This window comes from Chitinophaga sp. (assembly GCF_019236475.1).
Taxonomy (GTDB): Bacteria; Bacteroidota; Bacteroidia; order Chitinophagales; family Chitinophagaceae; genus Chitinophaga.
In genome coordinates this window covers 96,289-114,941 of record NZ_JAFAIX010000011.1, presented here as the reverse complement: position 1 = coordinate 114,941, position 18,653 = coordinate 96,289, and the positions used below count along the sequence as shown (strand labels likewise).

The window sequence follows — 18,653 nt, the reverse complement described above, 5'->3', positions numbered from 1 at the left end:
ATGGCAAAAGAATCCGTAAAAGCCAGACAAAGGAAAAGAGAAGCTATGGTAGCCAAATTTGCAGAGAAGCGCGCTGCGCTGAAAGCTGCTGGTGACTATACTGCTCTGGACCAACTGCCTAAGAACGCTTCTCCTGTTCGTCTGAAAAACAGATGCCAACTGACCGGTCGTCCTAAAGGATACATGCGTCATTTTGGCCTTTGCAGGAACATGTTCCGCGACCTGGCACTTGCTGGTAAAATCCCTGGCGTAAGAAAAGCTAGCTGGTAAAATTTTCCTGGAATGCAGCTCAAATGGCCCATTAAGGCGCCATTTTCCCTGCTTCCCCTTTAGTTATTTGATTCCCATCTTATACTGATTGGATATCGCATTGTAAAACATCATCAAACTATTTAAACAATGGTTACTGATCCAATAGCAGACTTCCTGACTAGAATCCGGAACGCGCAAATGGCCACCCACAGGATCGTGGAAATTCCGGCTTCAAAGCTGAAAAAACGTATTACAGAAATTCTGTACGATAAAGGTTATATCCTGAAGTACAAATTCGAAGAAGACAACAAACAGGGCGTTATCAAAATCGCGCTGAAATACGATCTTCAAACCAAAGAACCCGCTATCAAAGAACTGCACCGCATTAGCCGTCCAGGTCTGCGTCAATACGCAAAACCTGAAGAGTTCAAACGCGTTAAAAATGGTTTAGGTATCGCTATCATCTCTACTTCTAAAGGAGTAATGACTGATAAAGAAGCTAAAGCTCAGAACGTAGGTGGTGAAGTTGTTTGCCACATCTATTAATAAATTCTTTGTTTAGCGGTTGGTCTCCAACCGCTAAACTTACGTAGATTATCTGCCATCTAAGCTCACTATACGGCGCTGAAAACAGATAATCGGTACTATATCACTAACAACTTTAAAATTAAAGTTATGTCTCGTATAGGTAGAGCTCCTATCAAACTGGCTGCCGGCGTTACAGTATCTGTTTCCGCAGCTAACGAAGTGACTGTAAAAGGTCCTAAAGGCGAACTGAAAAAAACTATTGATAGAGATATCAAAGTTGAAGTAGCTGACGGCGTTGTAAACGTTATCCGTCCTACTGACCAGATCCGCCACAAAGCACTGCACGGTCTGTACCGCGCACTGTTGCAAAACATGGTAACTGGTGTAACTGAAGGTTATAAGAAACAACTGGAACTGGTGGGTGTGGGTTATAAAGCTGCTCACTCCGGACAGTTACTGGATCTGGCCCTGGGTTACTCTCACAATATCGTATTCGAAATTCCTCAAGAACTGAAAGTTTCTACCTTGACTGAAAAAGGTCAGAACCCTAAGATCATGCTGGAAGGTATCGACAAACAATTACTTGGTCAGGTTGCCGCTAAACTCCGCAGCCTCCGTAAACCAGAGCCTTACAAAGGTAAAGGTGTACGCTACAGCGACGAAGTTGTACGTAAAAAAGCTGGTAAGTCAGCAGGTAAATAAAATATTTAAGTTAGCTAACCAGTTGAAAATGGCTGGTTAGCTGATTTTAACAAAATCCCGGCAGCATCGGGGTTATAAAAAACAACTCACAATGAGCACAAAAGTTAACAGGAGACAGAAGATCCGTTACCGCATCCGTAAGAAAATCTCTGGTACCGCTCAGAATCCAAGATTATCTGTATTCCGCAGTAACAGCGACATCTATGTGCAACTGATCGATGATACCAACGGTACTACCCTGGCTTCCGCTTCATCTCGCGATAAAGATATCAAAGCGCAGAAAGGTACTAAATCTGAAAAATCCAAAATGGTAGGTGCTGCACTGGCTACTAAAGCTACTGCACTGGGCCTGACTACATGCGTATTTGACAGAAGTGGTTATTTATATCACGGTCGTATTAAAGCCGTAGCTGACGGAGCAAGAGAAGGCGGTCTCCAGTTTTAATAACAGGGTCCGAATTTTTATAATTCTGAACAAGTAATTCTTATAAAATAAAATGGCAAAGAATTCATTCAATAAAGTAAAAGCCGGTGACCTGGAACTGAAAGAGAAAGTTGTGGCGATCAACCGTGTTACTAAAACCACCAAAGGCGGTCGTACTTTCAGTTTCTCCGCGCTGGTTGTTGTAGGTAACGAAAACGGCGTGGTAGGTCATGGTCTTGGTAAAGCTAAAGAAGTACAGCAAGCTATCACTAAAGGTATAGACGATGCTAAGAAGAACCTGATTAAAGTTCCTGTTATGCACGGTACTATTCCTCATGATCAGTTCGCAAAAGAAGGTGCTGCCAAAGTATTGATCAAACCTGCTGCTCATGGTACTGGTGTGATCGCTGGTGGTTCTATGCGTGCTGTGCTGGAAAGCGCTGGCGTTACCGACGTACTGGCTAAATCTTTAGGTTCTGCTAACCCACATAACGTGGTAAAAGCTACTTTCAAAGCTCTGGGTCTCCTGCGTGAACCAGTTAGCGTAGCTAAAACCAGAACTGTTTCTCTGAAGAAAGTATTCAACGGTTAATCTGTTCTCCGCAAGGAGAACCGGTTTAACCCGGAATATCGGAACATATTTTATTAACAATTAAATTACTCCGCTTTCAGCGGATAGGGATTTATGGCAAAGATCAAAATCACTCAGGTGAAAAGTGGTATCGACCGTCCTGAAAGGCAGAAACTGACCTTGAAGGCTCTGGGATTGACTAAAATGCACGCTTCTGTAGAAGTTGAGGCTACTCCTCAGATCCTGGGTATGGTTACCAAAGTGAACCATCTGGTTAAAGTTGAAGAAGTAAACGGTTAATCCGTAACACTGCTGTGGGATTGTCTGTTGATAATCTTACATTTACATTTGCAACTTTACAATAGATATTTTACATTTAAAGCGAGCGGTTAATTTCCGCGTAAGTAAAAAAAATTAGATTATGAATCTGCATTCGTTACAGCCTGCTCAAGGCTCCGTACATAAAGAGAAACGTCTGGGTCGTGGTGAGGCTTCCGGTAAAGGTGGTACCTCTACAAAAGGTAACAAAGGTATTCAATCTCGCGCTGGTTACTCCAGCAAGAGAGGCTTCGAAGGAGGTCAGATGCCTATCCAGCGCCGTATGCCTAAACGTGGCTTTAAAAATAATAACCGCGAAGAATACCAAATCTTCAACCTGGGCCAGATGGACCAATTAGTTGAGAAATATGGTCTGCAGGAATTTAACCTGGATACCCTGTTCATGAATGGTCTGATCAACAGAACTGCTAAAGTTAAGATCCTGGCTAACGGTGAACTGAAAGGTAAGGTGACTGTTAAGGTGAACGCTATCAGCGAAAAAGCTAAACAGGCCATCGAAAGTGCAGGTGGTTCAGTAGAACTGGTATAAGACTTTACGACTGAGGAGACGCCTACGGAGTAGTGCGTCTTTTCATATTTAATAGCGCTATTAAACCTTTATCTTCCTGTGAAGAAATTTATCGAAACGATTAAGAATATCTGGAGTATTGAGGATCTGCGTAACCGCATCTTAACCACCCTGCTCCTGGTCCTCATTTACCGTGTAGGATCTTATATTACGTTACCTGGTATTGATGCCAACGCCCTCTCCAACTTTTCCAAGAGTTCTAACCAGGGGATTCTGGGGCTGTTTAATATGTTTGCGGGTGGATCGTTTTCAAGAGCTTCCATCTTCGCGTTAGGTATTATGCCTTACATTTCTGCATCTATTGCTATTCAGTTGTTAACTATAGCAGTACCCTATTTTCAGAAATTGCAGAAAGAAGGAGAAAGCGGCCGCAAAAAGATCAACCAATACACCCGTATTCTCACAGTTATAGTAACTGGATTCCAGGCGAGCGCTTATGTGGCTTACCTGCGTAACCAGTCCGGTGGCGCTATTATTCCTGAATATGGCACCTTCTTCTTCTGGTTATCTACCACCATCGTCCTCACAGCTGGTACTATGTTCGTGATGTGGCTTGGTGAGAAAATCACAGATAAAGGTATCGGTAATGGTACTTCCATCATCATCATGATGGGTATCCTTGCTCGTCTACCTCAGGCTATCATTGCTGAGTTCTCTACGAAAGTAGAAGGCGGCGGCGGTGGTCCTATCCTCTTCTTGATTGAGATCGCAATCTTCATCCTGATTACGGTAGGATTGATTCTGCTGGTACAAGGTACCCGCAAAATACCGGTTAACTACGCAAAACGCATTGTAGGTAATAAACAATATGGTGGCGTACGCCAGTTCATCCCACTGAAAGTGAATGCTGCCGGTGTAATGCCGATCATCTTCGCTCAGGCTATTATGTTTATTCCTGCCACCGTTATCGGTTTCGCGACTTCTTCAGAAAGCGCTTCCGGCTTTGTTCGTATCTTCTCTGATCATACTAACAGTTGGTATAACCTGATCTACGGTATTTTAGTGATTGTATTTACTTATTTCTATACTGCGCTGATTTTCAACCCTACCCAAATGGCGGATGAAATGAAACGCAACAACGGTTTCATCCCTGGCATTAAACCAGGTACAGCTACTGCTGATTATATCGGCGCTGTAATGGACCGTATTACCCTGCCTGGTGCATTCTTCCTGGCACTGGTAGGTATCCTGCCAGGTGTTGCAGCCGCATTCAGAATTAACAGTAACTTTGCTACCTTCTTCGGAGGTACTTCCCTCCTGATTATGGTGGGTGTTATCCTGGATACCCTGCAACAAATCGAAAGCCAGCTCCTCATGCGCCATTACGATGGTCTGATGAGCACCGGCCGTATCAAAGGCAGAACTGCTCCGGCAAACGCATAAGCATTATGCTGCCCTTAGGGCATTAGAAATAAACATAGCCACAGAAGCATACACCTATGCTTTAGTGGCTATGTTATTTAACTGTCAGGTAAGAAAAAGATTGTTATGATTCATTATAAGACAAAAGAAGAGATCGAACTCATCCGTAAAAGTGCCCTGCTGTTGAGCGCTGCCCTGGCCGAAGTGGCCAAGTCCATCAAACCAGGCATGACTACGCTGGATGTAGACGCGGTGGCTGACAGATACATTGTTGAAAACGGTGGAACGCCTTCTTTTAAGAATTACAAAGGTTTCCCGGCTGCCTGCTGCATCTCTGTAAATGAGGCAGTAGTACACGGTATTCCGAATAAATACGTGCTGAAAGACGGTGATATCATTACCGTGGATTGCGGTGTGTATATGAATGGTTTTCATGCCGACAGCGCCTACACGTTCGCCATCGGAAACGTGGCTGAAAATGTACTGCGACTGATGGGTGCTACCAAAGCATCGCTCTACAAAGGTATTGAGAAGGCTATCGTAGGTAACCGTGTTGGTGATATCTCTTACGCTATCCAGGAATATACCGAGAAGGAGAGAGGTTATGGCGTAGTAAGGGAATTGGTAGGTCATGGCCTTGGTCGTAATCTGCACGAAGATCCACAAGTGCCAAACTATGGTAAACGTGGCAGTGGTCCGGTGATGAAAGAAGGACTGGTAATTGCCATTGAACCTATGATCAACCTGCGCTCAAAAGATGTAGAATACCTGGAAGACGGTTGGACAGTAGTAACGAGAGACAACAGTCCCTCTGTACATTTTGAGCATACCGTAGCTGTAGGAAAGGGAAAAGCGGATATTTTGTCCAGCTATACCGACATCGAAAAGGCAGAGAAGAATAATCCGGAATTGAATACAAACTATTAATTATAAGGGAGCTATCTATTTATAATTAATCATATTTAAAGGCGAAGAGGCAGGAATTAATATAAACCGGCAATAATATTAAGAATAATCCGGGGAAATTTTTCTAATTCAAAAGATAAATGCTATCTTTGCAGTCCTAAAAATTTTTATGGCAAAACAGGCACTCATTAAGCAGGATGGAATTATATTAGAAGCCTTATCGAACGCTATGTTCCGTGTAAAACTGGAAAACGGGCATGAGATTCTGGCCACCATTTCTGGAAAGATGAGAATGCACTATATCCGCATTCTGCCAGGAGATAAGGTGGGGGTTGAGATGAGCCCGTACGATTTATCGAGAGGCCGTATAATTTTCAGATACAAGTAAGAGATTGGTATTTGTCGGGCTGGAAACTATAATTTAAAAATATAACCTTTTATAAATAATTACTCATGAAGGTAAGAGCTGCAATCAAAAAAAGAAGTGCGGATTGTAAAATAGTTCGTAGAAAAGGTGTTCTGTTGGTAATCAACAAAAAGAACCCTCGCTTCAAACAACGTCAGGGTTAATTTCTGGAACTTGACGGAATTTGATTTTTTAATCAGAATCATATAAAATCTAAAATAGAAATATGGCACGTATAGCCGGTATAGATCTTCCTAAAAATAAAAGAGGAGAAATTGGCCTCACCTATATTTTCGGTATAGGCCGTTCTTCCGCCCAATATATCCTGAACAAGGCGGAAATTGATGTAAATAAAAAAGTGAAGGATTGGAATGACGATGATCAAGCTGCCATCCGTAACATTATCAACGGCGAGTTTAAGGTAGAGGGTCAACTGCGTTCCGAAGTACAAATGAATATCAAGCGTCTGCTGGATATCGCTTGCTACCGTGGTCTGCGTCACAGGAAAGGCTTACCGGTAAGAGGTCAGCGTACACGTACTAACAGCCGTACTCGTAAGGGTAAACGTAAGACAGTAGCTGGTAAGAAAAAAGCAACTAAGAAATAATAAATAAAATCCCAGGTTGAAATCCCGAATTCCGAGTTCAGGGGGTTTCAATTGACAGAGATAGTCGTGTTAATTTGGGATCTGGATTTCATATTTGGAATTTAATATAATTATGGCAAAAGCAACTAATACAAAAACTGCTGCTAATAAAAAGAGGGTAGTAAAAGTAGATAACTACGGAGATGTTCATATCTCTGCTAGCTTTAACAATATCATTGTAAGCATCACCAACAAACACGGTCAGGTTATCTCCTGGTCTTCTGCTGGTAAAATGGGCTTCAGAGGTTCTAAAAAGAACACTCCATATGCAGCTCAGCTGGCTGCACAGGATGCTGCTAAAGTTGCTATGGACGCCGGTCTGAAAAGAGCAGACGTATTTGTAAAAGGCCCGGGTGCTGGTCGTGAGAGCGCTATCCGTGCGATTGCAAATTCTGGTATCGAAGTGAGCATGATTAAAGACGTTACTCCTTTACCACACAACGGTTGCCGTCCTCCTAAGAAAAGAAGAGTGTAGGTATATATAATTACAGATTCCAGATACTGGTCAGGATACAACTGACTGGTGTCTGGACTTTGTAGTTTATTATTATAAAATGGGTGTATGATCAGGTTTTTAGATTTTTTGAAGAGCATACATCATTAACTAAAAAATCTTTATTATATTCAATTATGGCAAGGTACACAGGACCAAAGACCAAAATTTCCAGAATTTTTGGTGAGCCCATTCTCGGCAATGGCAAGTATTTAGGTAAAAACAGCAACCCTCCGGGTCAGCATGGTGCAAACCGCAAACGTAAACAATTAGGTGAATACGCCCTGCAGTTGAGAGAAAAACAGAAAGCAAAATACACTTACGGTGTACTGGAGCGTCAGTTCCGCAACCTGTTTGACGAAGCTAACCGTAGAAAAGGTGTAACTGGTGAGGTATTGATCAAATTACTGGAAGCTCGTCTGGACAACACCGTGTTCCGTCTGGGTATCGCGCCTTCCCGCCCTGCTGCTCGTCAGCTCGTGTCTCACAAACACATCACTGTTAACGGTATCATCGTTAACACTCCATCTTTCCAACTGAAACCAGGAGACATTGTTTCCATCAAGAACAAAACCGCCAACAATACCGCTTTAACCAGCGTTATCCGTGGTAAAAATCCAAAATTCAGCTGGTTGGATTGGAACGAGAAAGAAATGAAAGGTACTTTCATTGCTTATCCTGAGAGAGAGAGCGTTCCTGAGAATATCAAGGAACAACTGATTGTGGAATTGTATTCTAAGTAATAAAGAGTAGTCCATGGCCGAGGTCATGGACTAATTTCATATTTAAACTCATAAATCTATCATATCAATGGCAATTTTAAATTTCCAGAAACCTGATAAGATCGTATTGCAGAAGTCTACCGACTTTGAAGCTCAATTCGAATTCCGACCATTAGAACCAGGTTATGCTGTGACTATCGGTAATGCGTTGCGTCGCGTGCTGTTGTCTTCTTTGGAGGGCTATGCCATTGTGGGTATCAAGATTGAAGGAGCAGATCATGAGTTCGCTACGCTGAAAGGTGTTACTGAAGACGTTACTGAGATTATCCTGAACCTGAAACAGGTTCGTTTCAAGAGAATCTCTGAGAATGATGTAACGAACGAAAAGATCACGCTGTCGATCAAAGGTAAAACAGAATTCCGTGCGGATATGATCGAAAAAGCTACCAGCTCTTTCCAGATCATGAACCCGGAACTGCTCATCTGCACGCTCGATCCTTCTGCTAAGATGGATATCGAACTGACTATCGGTAAAGGCCGTGGTTACGTTGCTGCTGAAGAGAACAAACCTAAAGATGCAGTGTTTGGCTACATCGCTATTGACTCTATCTTTACGCCAATCAAAAACGTAAAATATAGCATAGAAAATACCCGTGTGGAACAAAAGACCGACTATGAGAAACTGATCATGGAGGTTGTTACCGACGGTACTATTCATCCTGAAGAAGCAGTGAAACAAGCTTCCCGCATCCTGATTCAGCACCTGATGATCATCACCGATGAGAACATCAGTTTTGATACCAAAGACGCTGAAAAAGAAGATGTAGTGGACGAACAAACACTGCAACTGCGTAAGATTCTGAAAACACCACTGGAAGATCTCGATCTGTCCGTACGTGCATTCAACTGTCTGAAAGCAGCGAAAATCAACTCCCTGAGCGAACTGGTTCAGTACGAACAGGAAGAACTGATGAAATTCAGAAACTTCGGTCAGAAATCTTTGAGCGAAATCGAACAAGTACTGGGCGAAAGAGGTCTGCACTTCGGTATGGATCTGTCCAAACTGAAACTCGACGAAGAATAATCTTTATATCCCCTTTTCACCAAAAGTGTGAAGGGGATTCTTATTTCTAATAAAAGTACCCTGCAATTCCTGACACGGTGCAGGGGGTAAAACAAAATGTCATGCGTCACGGAGTTAAATTAAACAAATTAAGCAGAACTGCTTCCCACCGTAAAGCCCTGATGTCTAATCTGGCTTGCGAACTGATCAGCCACAAACGTATCACTACTACCCTCGCTAAAGCGAAAGCACTGCGCGTGTATATTGAGCCAATGCTGACCAGAGGTAAAAACGACTCTACCCACAACCGTAGAATCGTGTTCAGCTATCTGCAAGACAAAGAGGCCATCAAAGAACTGTTCGGTACTATCAGCGAAAAAATCGCTAACCGTCCAGGTGGTTACACCCGTATCATTAAACTGGGTAAACGTGTTGGTGATAACGCTGAAGTAGCGATGATCGAACTCGTTGACTTCAACGAAATCTACGGTAAAACAGCTGAAGCTGATAAAGCTCCTGCTAAGAAAACTCGCCGCGCTGGTGGTGCTAAGAAAAAAGCTGAAGGTGAAGCTGCTGCTGAAACCCCAGTTGAATCAGCTGAGTAATTTATTCTTTAGATTACAATATTTAAAAAGCCTCGCGCAACCCGCGAGGCTTTTTTATTGCCAAGAACCATATCATCTCCCGAAACTTCGTCTCCCGATACGCTTTCTCTACAAATAATAAATTATATATATTTATAATTATTAGTATATTTATACTGCCAGCCGACGCTGCCCATAACCATACCAGACCTATGAAACACCTCCTTTGTTCTAGCTGTAAACATCCTAATCCTGTCAAATCGGAATACCAGACTTTTTGCGAAGCTTGTGGGAAAAAGCTACCCAATACCTTTTCAGATTGGCGACAAGCACACCCCATGGCCAGTTTTGAAGAGTTTCGAGAAACAGTAGGCGTAACCATCAAAGCCCCTAAAAAGAACATTTTTGGCGCCTGGATGAAGCAACAAACCATGCCACAGAATAGAGGAAAAGTAATCATCTTCTTTACCTTGCTGTTTGTTTGTATTGCTACGGCCGGTACGCTCTTCGGTAAAAGAGCTGTATACTCGTTATTATATCCTAAAGTGCCGAAATCTACCCTTTTCGCCAACTGGACTACTGCTACTATCGGCCGTCAGCCAATGACCATTAGCACCCCGCTAAAGCTATGGGTACACGATGAGCCTGTAAAGCCAGAAGATGCTGGTAAAATTACTTATGCCAAAAGTTTTCGTAATGAAGATGGGGGCGGCGTACAAATCGCTGTAAGTATGCACACTTATTCGGATAGTATAGGGAATACATTGGAAGGTGCAGAGGCTGTCTCCCGAAATGATTTAAAAAATAATACAGAACTCACTGATATCCAGACAACTCCAGTGCCGGTTCTCATCTCCGGACTCCCAGGTTCCTTGGAAGAAGGTACTTATTTATATAAAGGGGCTATCCGACTGGGCTATTCTAATCTTGTAATTGTCAGAGGAAAAAGCCGTTGGCAGATACATATCAACTACCGTGACGATGATCCAAATGGCCAAGAAGTGGCTAGGAGAGTATTGAAATCTGTTAAAATTAAATAACCTTCCAAAACTGAGGCAAAAAAAATCTGTATTTAACCGTTGCTTTTCATAACTTTGCACGGTTTTTTATCCGAACCTTCCTGGGCCCAAGCTCACGAAGGTTTTTTTTAAAAATAAAACAAAGACAGATACCAGAAATGCCTCAGACGAGAACCATCCAACCTGCCATACTGCTGTTAGAAGACGGTACGGTTTTTCAGGGAAAAGCTTTTGGGAAAATTGGCACTGCTGCCGGTGAATTAGCTTTCAATACCGGTATGACGGGTTACCAGGAAGTGTTTACAGACCCTTCCTACAAAGGACAGGTGCTGATTATGAACAACTGCTACATCGGTAACTACGGTACTAAAACCGACGATGTGGAAAGTAGCAGTGTGAAGATCAGTGGTCTGATCGCTAAAAATATCGCGTACAACTATTCTAGGAAAATGGCCGATGAGTCCCTGGAAAAGTTCCTGACCGATAACAACCTGGTAGCAATCTATGATGTAGACACCCGCGCCCTGGTTACACACATCCGCAGCAAAGGAGCTATGAACTGCATCATTTCTTCTGAAATTCTGGATGTGGAAAAACTGAAGGAAGAATTGGCAAAAGTTCCATCCATGGAAGGTTTGGCACTGAGCCAGGAAGTGAGCACCAAAGAATCTTACACTATTGGTGATCCTGAAGCGCCTATCCGCATCGCGGTTATGGACAACGGTGTTAAGCGTAACATGCTGAAATGCCTGTCTGAAAAAGGTGCTTACCTGAAAGTATTCCCAACAGATTCCAAATTCGAAGAAACCGAAACTTTCCAGCCACATGCTTACTTCATTTCTAACGGTCCTGGTGATCCAGCTCCACTGAAGTATGCAATCGACACTGTTAAACAGATCCTGGCTGCAGAAAGACCATTATTCGGTATTTGTTTGGGTCATCAGTTGCTGGCTCTGGCGCACGACATTCCTACTTACAAAATGCACCACGGTCACCGCGGTCTGAACCATCCGGTGAAAAACCTGAAAACTGGTCTGTGTGAAATCACTACTCAGAACCATGGTTTCGCAGTAGATGCTAAAGCGGTGGAAGCAAATCCTAATGTGGAAGTGACACACATCAACCTGAACGATAATACCGTGGAAGGTATCCGCATCAAGAACAAACCGGCATTCTCTGTACAGTACCATCCGGAGTCTACTCCTGGTCCACACGATAGCCGTTATCTGTTCGATGACTTCTTTACGATGATTAAAGCTAACATGAAGTAAGACTTCGGTTGTTTTTAATATAAATCATGAGTCCCACTACTGCAGAGTAGTGGGATTTCTATTTTTGGGGATCTCCGTTTATGCCTTCGGCATGAACGGAGATCCCTTTTTCGCGCGCGCCATAGGCGCGCGCGAAAAAGGAGTGGGAGTAGGGATACCATAAATAGAGACGGTCCCGAAGAGTCGGGACCGTTGCATTTTAAAATTCCACGTTATGAAAACAAACGAAAATATCACCATGCAAAGCATGGGAATGTTCCGCCGTTTTATTACATAACAATATTATAAAAAAATCAGGTGTAATAGTGAAAAGACGAGGGTAAATTTTTCGATTTAATAAGGAAATGCTACGAAAATGGAAAATTCCGGGACGAAATTTGGAGTTAGGACAAAAAAATACGGCTCTGTGATCAGAGCCGTTTGCCTTTATAAATTCCACGTTATGAAAAACTGATACAAAAATACGATATTTTGCTAAAACGTTTTAGTTAAACTTTGTTTTTTACAGATTGCTGATAATTCAATCTTGTAAATTAAGAGATTCAAAGGTCGGACCAAAAATACGTTTCTAAAAATTCTACAGGTTAAATAATTCTTAAACAAGTTTAGATATTGCAGAACCTATCGTATGTGTAAATATTTTTATGTTGTAATTTTTTGACTTATTTGTTCTTTCTGTACCAAATATACAAAACAAAAAGCGAAAAATGCAAGAGGTGGATCTGAAAATTTGTGTGTTTTGTACGAAAAACAATATATTAAATTAATTATAATTTGTTTCTCGTTCATTTTTTAGTTCCACCTCCTGCAACAAGAAGTAATTATTTTATTTCAGTACGACCAGGATATACCTTCAGCGCTTCTGCCAGGCAGACCATTGCATGACGAATATCTTCCAGGTTCAGTACATAAGCCAATCTTACCTCATTTTTTCCGAGTCCTGGCGTAGCATAGAAACCAGTAGCTGGAGCCATCATAACTGTTTGACCCTCATACGTGAAATGCTCCAGGATCCATTGACAGAATACATCGGAATCGTCAATAGGTAACTGTGCCATCGCATAGAAAGCACCACCTGGATTAGGGCAGAATACCCCTGGAATTTCATTCAGCATTTTTACCAGTAGGTCGCGGCGACTCTGATATTCTGCTTTGATACCATCGAAATAATCAGCAGGCAGATCCACAGCAGCTTCGCCAGCGATTTGAGCGAAAGAAGGAGGACTTAATCTAGCTTGTGCAAATTTCATCGCGGCATCCAGTACCTCTTGGTTTTTGGTCACGAATGCACCAATACGACCACCACAAGCGCTGTAACGCTTAGAAATGGTGTCCATGATGATAACGTTGTTATCCAAACCTTCCAGGTTCATAGCGCTGAAGTGTTTGCCGGTATAGCAAAACTCGCGGTAAGCCTCATCCGAGAAGAGGTAGAGGTTATGTTTCAGACACAACTGTTTCAGTACTTCCATTTCTTCTTTACTGTAGAGGTACCCAGTTGGATTATTCGGGTTACAGATTAGAATTGCACGGGTGCGGGAAGTAATGGCTTTTTCAAAATCTTCCATTGCTGGGAGGGCAAAGCCAGTACTGATATTAGCAGTGATCGTTTTGATTTTTACTTCTGCTTCTACTGCGAAACCATTGTAGTTTGCGTAGAAAGGCTCAGGAACGATGATCTCGTCTCCTGGATCCAAGCAGGCCATAAATGCAAAAAGAATGGCTTCGGAACCGCCAGTAGTAACGATGATCTGGTTGTGTGTTACATCGATGTCAAATCGTTTGTAATATTCCGTCAGTTTACGGCGATAGCTTTCATTTCCGGCACTATGGCTGTATTCCAGGATCTTGAATTCGGAGTGACGAACTGCGTCCAAGATTGGTTTTGGTGTTTCGATGTCAGGTTGACCGATGTTGAGGTGGTAAACCTTCACACCTTTTTTCTTTGCAGTTTCTGCAAATGGAACAAGTTTTCTGATGGGAGAGGAGGGCATTTGCTTACCTCTCTGGCTAATGGTAGGCATAAAATTGTTTTGATTCTTTTGCAGTGCAAAGATAGGTGAAATAGGTGTCTGGAAGTCAGGATAAAAGGAAACAAAAAAGCCTTACAGATCTGTCTGTAAGGCTTTTTTTATCTAAAGTAATTTTTTACTTATTTGCTAGCTGGATTTCCAACTGTACCAGTCAGGTGCAGTTCTTTATCAGATTCAACGCCTCTGAATTTAACCCAGATAGTTTTGTTCTGTTGACCGATGCTGCTAGCATTGTAGCTGGCAGTTACTTTACCTTTTTTACCTGGCAGAATTGGTTCGGTTGTCCATTTTGGAGTAGTGCAACCGCAACTTGCGCGAGCCGCTTCGATCAGTACTGGTTCTTTAGAGATATTGGTAAATTCAAAATCTACAGAAACAGGTTTGTTCAGCTCAGTTTTTCCGAAATCAATGGTTTCCTTTGCAAATTTAACTTTGGTATCAGCAGGGTTTTGTTGTGCCCACAGCGCTGTAGAAATCATCAAAGTTGCAAATAGGGATAGAATAAACTTTTTCATTTTTATATACTGGTTTTAAAAGCGACTGGTTAAAAAAAATTAATTTGTTGCTTGTTCCAAAACAAATTTACGGCCAAAAACTAATAGATACCTTACAATTTATTAAATTCTTATTAAAAAAATCAGATTATTTTAAATGTGAATTTTTCAGACATTTCTGAACTGTATAATTAACCGTACTTTTGTGCTTTAACCATGAGGCATGATAGAAAATAACGAACTCGCTATGAATATAGAAAGCCGGTTGTCATTCGAAGAATTCCGTAAGGAGGTGTTAAATGACTACAGGTTGGCCTGCGAGAGCAGGGAAGTTAGTCTCCTCGCCCGTAAGGAGGTACTTACTGGTAAAGCTAAGTTTGGCATTTTTGGAGATGGAAAGGAAGTGGCGCAGATAGCGATGTCCAAATACTTTCAACCAGGGGATTTTCGCTCAGGTTATTATCGCGATCAAACTGTTGCTTTTGCAACGGGTATTGCTAATCCTGAACAATTCTTTTCGCAATTATATGCAGATCCGGATGTAAATCATGATCCGTTTTCTGGTGGCCGCCAGATGAACTCTCACTTCGCTACTCCAAATATGGATAAAGAAGGAAACTGGCTACCCCTGGCGGAAATGAAGAACTCCGCTGCAGATATGGCGCCTACCGCTGGTCAGATGCCTCGTTCTTTGGGGCTGGCATTGGCTTCCAAGCTGTTCCGTAAAGTGGAGCAACTGGAAGACATGACCCATCTTTCCAACCACGGAAATGAAATCTGCTTTGCTACTATCGGAGATGCGTCCACGTCAGAAGGTCATTTCTGGGAAACCATGAATGCTGCTGGTGTATTGCAAGTTCCTCTTGCTGTTTTTGTATGGGATGATGGTTATGGTATCTCCGTTCCACGTAAATACCAGACTACTAAAAATTCCATTTCCAAAGCACTGGAAGGTTTCCGTAAAACCGATGGTACCAACGGTTTTGATATCTATAACCTGAAAGGTTGGGATTATGCTGGTATGTGTGAGATCCTGGAACCTGCTATCCGCAAGATCCGTGAAACACATACACCTGCACTGTTCCACGTAGAGGAAATCACACAGCCGCAAGGCCACTCTACTTCTGGTTCTCATGAACGCTATAAGAGCAAAGAGCGTTTGTCTTGGGAAAAAGAATTCGACTGTAATGTGAAAATGCGTTCCTGGATACTGGAAAACGCATTAGCTGATGAGGCTACATTGGTTGAAATCGAAGCTGCTGCAAAAACTACTGCTCAAGATGCCCGTAAAGCAGCTTGGGAAAAATATATCGCACCTATTAAAAACGAAGTACAGCAGTTCATTGCACTGGCCACTCCAATTGCGGAAGTAGCAGGCGCAAAAGCTGATTTCGTACAGCAGTCAATTCGCGAACTGCAGGCCAACCGTGAGCCACAGCGTCGTGATATTTTGAAAGCTGCTGCTGGTATTTTGGTACGTCACAAAGCACTGAAGAATGACCCTGCAGTACAACAACTGCAAGCTTATTACGATACTTACCTCGCACACGAAAAAGAAAATTACAATACTTTATTGCATGCGACAGGTGTCAACTCTGCATTGAATGTACCAGTAGTACCTGCTGAATTCGGTGATGAACCTACTGTTATCAACGGTTACGAAGTGCTGAATAAATACTTCGATCAACTGTTTACCCATAACCCTAAAGTCTTTGCATTCGGTGAAGATGTGGGTAGAATCGGAGATGTTAACCAAGGCTTCGCTGGTTTACAGCAGAAACATGGCGGTTTCCGTATAGCCGATACCGGTATACGCGAATTGACCATCATGGGACAGGGTATTGGTATGGCGCTGCGTGGACTTCGTCCAATCGCGGAGATTCAGTACCTGGATTACCTGTTGTATGGTCTGCAACCACTCAGCGATGATGTGGCATCACTGCAGTATCGTACGAAAGGCGCGATGTTCTGTCCGCTGATTGTACGTACACGTGGCCACCGCCTGGAGGGTATCTGGCATAGCGGTTCTCCAATGGGTATGATTATCAACTCTCTGCGCGGTATGTATGTATGCGTGCCACGTAACATGGTGCAAGCAGCAGGTATGTACAATACTTTACTGCAAGCGAATGAACCAGCTATCGTCATTGAATCCCTCAACGGCTATCGTCTGAAAGAGCAACTGCCGGTAAACCTGGAAACATTCACTGTTCCATTGGGTGTGCCTGAAGTGTTGAAACAAGGTGATGACGTTACCATCGTTACTTATGGCTCTATGACAAGAATTGTGGAAGAAGCTGTGGTTACGTTGGAAGAACTGGGTATCTCTTGTGAAGTGATTGACGTTCAAACATTACTGCCATTTGACATTCACCATATCATCCTGGAATCACTGAAGAAAACAAACCGCATTCTCTTCACGGATGAAGATGTGCCTGGTGGTGGAACTGCTTATATGTTCCAGCAGGTGATGGAAAATCAGGGTGGTTATCGTTGGTTGGATGTCGCTCCTCGCACGCTGAGTGCACAGGCACATCGTCCGGCGTATGGCTCTGATGGAGATTACTTCTCCAAACCAAATACCGAAGATGTAGTGCGGGTGGTAATGGAAATGATGGAAGAATAGTTTCTAAAACTTTGAATATTAGGGAGAAGGCCAGTCGTCGGACTGGCCTTTTTTCGTTATGGCCCGGATGGGGCTCTGTCATAATTCTGCCATTAAAGGAAATATGATTTAGTTTTATTAAAGGTGGATTTTACTTTTATTATTGTTGATGACCCGAACCCGCGCAAATCTGTATTTTTTTCAGTGGACAAGTAATAGTGAACTGGTTAATCCTTTTGTACATGGAGCACTCCTCAATAATAACTAACCAAAATCCACATCATTCACATGAAAAAGCACCCTATTATTCTGCTTTGCCTGTTATTGTCGGCATGCGCAAAGTATAACAGCAGTGAACTACTTTCTAAACAAACTATTGCTAAAGACGGCATAACCGCATTATTGATAGCCACAGACACGGTTACGCTCTATTCTAACGGTTACGTATATCCGAAAGATCAGAGTAATGGTTACGGATCTATTGGCACAAACGGATTGGGAGCATGGACGGATACTGCTGGAATTACCCGAGTTTACTTCTATCCAACCACTACTGGTAGCATGGATGTTTCCATTCGGGTGAAAGCACCATCCAATACAAACACACTACGGATACGATTGGACAGCTCAGGAACTAGTTACAATGTAGTGGTCAATCAAACCTCCTCTTATGTGACATTAAACGTAGGAGCATTTAATATTTCGTCGGCTCAGTATCATTGCTTAGAGATCAAGGCAGTGACCAAGAATGGTACGTATCTCCCGGATGTTCAATCCGTAATTATCAATAGCTCATTGGGACTGAAATATAACAAGAGTCAGTATCGCAGCGCGCCCGCCACACACCTGAGTTACAAGTATCCTGGCGACAGTGCTATCACTTGGTTTTATACAGAAGTAAATGTACCAACAGGAGCAGATCCGTTGAATGCATATTACATGACTAATGGCTTCTGGGATGGTTATTTTGGAATACAGGTAAATGGTCCTACAGAAAGAAGAATTCTCTTTAGCATTTGGAGTAATTACAATACCAATGATCCTACCCAGATACCGGCAGATTATGCCGTCACACTGGTCCGCAAAGGAACTGGCGTAGTGAGTAATCAGTTCGGCGGCGAAGGATCTGGTGGACAAACCTATCTCGTGTTTCCATGGGTAACCGGAAATACGTATAAAATGCTCGTAAATGCCGAAGCATCGGGAACACATACACTCTTTACCGCCTGGTATTATGCGCCCGAAAATGGCGCCTGGAAATTGCTGGGAGAATGGGATAAATCAAAGACCAATGGGCAGCTACTCGGAGGACTATATTCTTTTGTAGAAAACTTCGGCAGTAATGGTCAGGATTTCTTCAAAGCAAGATATGGTAATCAATGGGTCAGAACCAAGTATGGCAACTGGATTGAAGTATCGCAGGCATCTTTCAGCACTACCGCCAGCGATGCAGCGCATCAGCGTTATGATGAAGGCGCTGGCGTTGAAAATAATATGCTGTATATGTACAGTGGCGGATTCCGTCAGGTGGGTAATAGTGTAGGTGTTATCTACACAAGGCCAACAACTGGTACGCCTCCATCTGTTGATCTGACAACGCTTCCATAAATCAGCGGCTCCATGTAATAAAAAAAGCACGGTAAATTTTACCGTGCTTTTTTTATG

General features: G+C 42.7%; 21 protein-coding genes and 1 pseudogene. 20 read left to right on the top strand and 2 right to left on the bottom strand.

Annotated features, from left to right (window positions below):
- From rpsN to carA, 18 genes and pseudogenes are all read left to right on the top strand, one after another.
- Positions 1-270: a 30S ribosomal protein S14 gene (gene rpsN, locus JO154_RS15070; protein ID WP_167020975.1), complete on the top strand. Its 270-nt coding sequence runs from the start codon at positions 1-3 to the stop codon at positions 268-270.
- Positions 271-399: 129 nt separating this feature from the next.
- Positions 400-798, top strand: a complete 399-nt coding sequence (rpsH, locus tag JO154_RS15065) for a 30S ribosomal protein S8 (protein WP_291946893.1) — start codon at positions 400-402, stop codon at positions 796-798.
- Between the two features lie 129 nt (positions 799-927).
- A complete protein-coding gene (gene rplF / locus JO154_RS15060; RefSeq protein WP_291946891.1) occupies positions 928-1,482 on the top strand; it encodes a 50S ribosomal protein L6 in 555 nt (184 codons plus the stop codon).
- 91 nt (positions 1,483-1,573) lie between these two features.
- Positions 1,574-1,927, top strand: coding sequence for a 50S ribosomal protein L18 (rplR, locus tag JO154_RS15055; RefSeq protein ID WP_291946889.1), 354 nt, complete (start codon positions 1,574-1,576; stop codon positions 1,925-1,927).
- Positions 1,928-1,979: 52 nt separating this feature from the next.
- Positions 1,980-2,498 (top strand): 30S ribosomal protein S5, encoded by a 519-nt coding sequence (gene rpsE, locus JO154_RS15050; RefSeq protein WP_143307708.1) that lies wholly within the window; start codon positions 1,980-1,982, stop codon positions 2,496-2,498.
- Between the two features lie 93 nt (positions 2,499-2,591).
- Positions 2,592-2,777, top strand: a complete 186-nt coding sequence (gene rpmD, locus JO154_RS15045) for a 50S ribosomal protein L30 (RefSeq protein ID WP_291946885.1) — start codon at positions 2,592-2,594, stop codon at positions 2,775-2,777.
- 121 nt (positions 2,778-2,898) lie between these two features.
- Positions 2,899-3,345 carry a 50S ribosomal protein L15 gene (rplO, locus tag JO154_RS15040; protein WP_291946883.1) on the top strand — a complete coding sequence of 149 codons (447 nt, stop codon included), beginning with the start codon at positions 2,899-2,901 and terminating at the stop codon, positions 3,343-3,345.
- Positions 3,346-3,423: 78 nt separating this feature from the next.
- Complete coding sequence (gene secY, locus JO154_RS15035; RefSeq protein WP_291946880.1) at positions 3,424-4,767, top strand: preprotein translocase subunit SecY; 1,344 nt, start codon at positions 3,424-3,426, stop codon at positions 4,765-4,767.
- Between the two features lie 105 nt (positions 4,768-4,872).
- Positions 4,873-5,673: a type I methionyl aminopeptidase gene (gene map, locus JO154_RS15030; RefSeq protein WP_291946878.1), complete on the top strand. Its 801-nt coding sequence runs from the start codon at positions 4,873-4,875 to the stop codon at positions 5,671-5,673.
- 148 nt (positions 5,674-5,821) lie between these two features.
- A complete protein-coding gene (gene infA, locus JO154_RS15025) occupies positions 5,822-6,040 on the top strand; it encodes a translation initiation factor IF-1 (RefSeq protein ID WP_012789309.1) in 219 nt (72 codons plus the stop codon).
- Between the two features lie 65 nt (positions 6,041-6,105).
- Complete coding sequence (gene rpmJ / locus JO154_RS15020) at positions 6,106-6,222, top strand: 50S ribosomal protein L36 (protein WP_073083232.1); 117 nt, start codon at positions 6,106-6,108, stop codon at positions 6,220-6,222.
- A 62-nt stretch (positions 6,223-6,284) separates the two neighbouring features.
- Positions 6,285-6,665, top strand: coding sequence for a 30S ribosomal protein S13 (gene rpsM, locus JO154_RS15015; RefSeq protein WP_116976890.1), 381 nt, complete (start codon positions 6,285-6,287; stop codon positions 6,663-6,665).
- A gap of 112 nt (positions 6,666-6,777) precedes the next feature.
- Positions 6,778-7,179: a 30S ribosomal protein S11 gene (gene rpsK / locus JO154_RS15010; protein ID WP_073083840.1), complete on the top strand. Its 402-nt coding sequence runs from the start codon at positions 6,778-6,780 to the stop codon at positions 7,177-7,179.
- Positions 7,180-7,334: 155 nt separating this feature from the next.
- Positions 7,335-7,940, top strand: a complete 606-nt coding sequence (rpsD, locus tag JO154_RS15005) for a 30S ribosomal protein S4 (RefSeq protein WP_291946872.1) — start codon at positions 7,335-7,337, stop codon at positions 7,938-7,940.
- A gap of 67 nt (positions 7,941-8,007) precedes the next feature.
- On the top strand, positions 8,008-9,003 hold the full coding sequence (locus JO154_RS15000) for a DNA-directed RNA polymerase subunit alpha (protein ID WP_111590163.1): 996 nt from the start codon (positions 8,008-8,010) through the stop codon (positions 9,001-9,003).
- A 101-nt stretch (positions 9,004-9,104) separates the two neighbouring features.
- A pseudogene (gene rplQ, locus JO154_RS14995) lies at positions 9,105-9,455 on the top strand (50S ribosomal protein L17); the annotation flags it as partial.
- A 323-nt stretch (positions 9,456-9,778) separates the two neighbouring features.
- A complete protein-coding gene (locus JO154_RS14990; RefSeq protein ID WP_291946868.1) occupies positions 9,779-10,606 on the top strand; it encodes a zinc ribbon domain-containing protein in 828 nt (275 codons plus the stop codon).
- 137 nt (positions 10,607-10,743) lie between these two features.
- Entirely contained in the window at positions 10,744-11,856 is a 1,113-nt protein-coding gene (gene carA / locus JO154_RS14985) for a glutamine-hydrolyzing carbamoyl-phosphate synthase small subunit (RefSeq protein ID WP_291946866.1), read from the top strand.
- 821 nt (positions 11,857-12,677) lie between these two features.
- Here the strand turns inward: carA and JO154_RS14980 are convergent.
- Positions 12,678-13,880 carry a pyridoxal phosphate-dependent aminotransferase gene (locus JO154_RS14980; protein WP_291946864.1) on the bottom strand — a complete coding sequence of 401 codons (1,203 nt, stop codon included), beginning with the start codon at positions 13,878-13,880 and terminating at the stop codon, positions 12,678-12,680.
- A gap of 128 nt (positions 13,881-14,008) precedes the next feature.
- Positions 14,009-14,404, bottom strand: coding sequence for a DUF1573 domain-containing protein (locus JO154_RS14975; RefSeq protein WP_291946862.1), 396 nt, complete (start codon positions 14,402-14,404; stop codon positions 14,009-14,011).
- A gap of 202 nt (positions 14,405-14,606) precedes the next feature.
- On the opposite strand from JO154_RS14975, the gene JO154_RS14970 reads away from it, so the two are divergent.
- Both JO154_RS14970 and JO154_RS14965 read left to right on the top strand, forming a co-directional pair.
- Positions 14,607-17,009 carry a thiamine pyrophosphate-dependent enzyme gene (locus tag JO154_RS14970; protein WP_291946860.1) on the top strand — a complete coding sequence of 801 codons (2,403 nt, stop codon included), beginning with the start codon at positions 14,607-14,609 and terminating at the stop codon, positions 17,007-17,009.
- Positions 17,010-17,276: 267 nt separating this feature from the next.
- Positions 17,277-18,596, top strand: coding sequence for a DUF3472 domain-containing protein (locus tag JO154_RS14965; RefSeq protein WP_291946858.1), 1,320 nt, complete (start codon positions 17,277-17,279; stop codon positions 18,594-18,596).
- Positions 18,597-18,653: the final 57 nt, after the last annotated feature.

Coding starts and splice junctions, on each gene's coding strand:
- rplR (WP_291946889.1), top strand. CDS start 1,574: ATGAGCACAAAAGTTAACAGGAGACAGAAGATCCGTTACCGCATCCGT.
- map (WP_291946878.1), top strand. CDS start 4,873: ATGATTCATTATAAGACAAAAGAAGAGATCGAACTCATCCGTAAAAGT.
- rpsE (WP_143307708.1), top strand. CDS start 1,980: ATGGCAAAGAATTCATTCAATAAAGTAAAAGCCGGTGACCTGGAACTG.
- infA (WP_012789309.1), top strand. CDS start 5,822: ATGGCAAAACAGGCACTCATTAAGCAGGATGGAATTATATTAGAAGCC.
- rpmD (WP_291946885.1), top strand. CDS start 2,592: ATGGCAAAGATCAAAATCACTCAGGTGAAAAGTGGTATCGACCGTCCT.
- rpsN (WP_167020975.1), top strand. CDS start 1: ATGGCAAAAGAATCCGTAAAAGCCAGACAAAGGAAAAGAGAAGCTATG.
- JO154_RS14990 (WP_291946868.1), top strand. CDS start 9,779: ATGAAACACCTCCTTTGTTCTAGCTGTAAACATCCTAATCCTGTCAAA.
- JO154_RS14965 (WP_291946858.1), top strand. CDS start 17,277: ATGAAAAAGCACCCTATTATTCTGCTTTGCCTGTTATTGTCGGCATGC.
- rpmJ (WP_073083232.1), top strand. CDS start 6,106: ATGAAGGTAAGAGCTGCAATCAAAAAAAGAAGTGCGGATTGTAAAATA.
- rpsM (WP_116976890.1), top strand. CDS start 6,285: ATGGCACGTATAGCCGGTATAGATCTTCCTAAAAATAAAAGAGGAGAA.
- JO154_RS14980 (WP_291946864.1), bottom strand. CDS start 13,880: ATGCCTACCATTAGCCAGAGAGGTAAGCAAATGCCCTCCTCTCCCATC.
- JO154_RS14970 (WP_291946860.1), top strand. CDS start 14,607: ATGATAGAAAATAACGAACTCGCTATGAATATAGAAAGCCGGTTGTCA.
- rplF (WP_291946891.1), top strand. CDS start 928: ATGTCTCGTATAGGTAGAGCTCCTATCAAACTGGCTGCCGGCGTTACA.
- JO154_RS15000 (WP_111590163.1), top strand. CDS start 8,008: ATGGCAATTTTAAATTTCCAGAAACCTGATAAGATCGTATTGCAGAAG.
- rplO (WP_291946883.1), top strand. CDS start 2,899: ATGAATCTGCATTCGTTACAGCCTGCTCAAGGCTCCGTACATAAAGAG.
- rpsD (WP_291946872.1), top strand. CDS start 7,335: ATGGCAAGGTACACAGGACCAAAGACCAAAATTTCCAGAATTTTTGGT.
- rpsK (WP_073083840.1), top strand. CDS start 6,778: ATGGCAAAAGCAACTAATACAAAAACTGCTGCTAATAAAAAGAGGGTA.
- rpsH (WP_291946893.1), top strand. CDS start 400: ATGGTTACTGATCCAATAGCAGACTTCCTGACTAGAATCCGGAACGCG.
- JO154_RS14975 (WP_291946862.1), bottom strand. CDS start 14,404: ATGAAAAAGTTTATTCTATCCCTATTTGCAACTTTGATGATTTCTACA.
- carA (WP_291946866.1), top strand. CDS start 10,744: ATGCCTCAGACGAGAACCATCCAACCTGCCATACTGCTGTTAGAAGAC.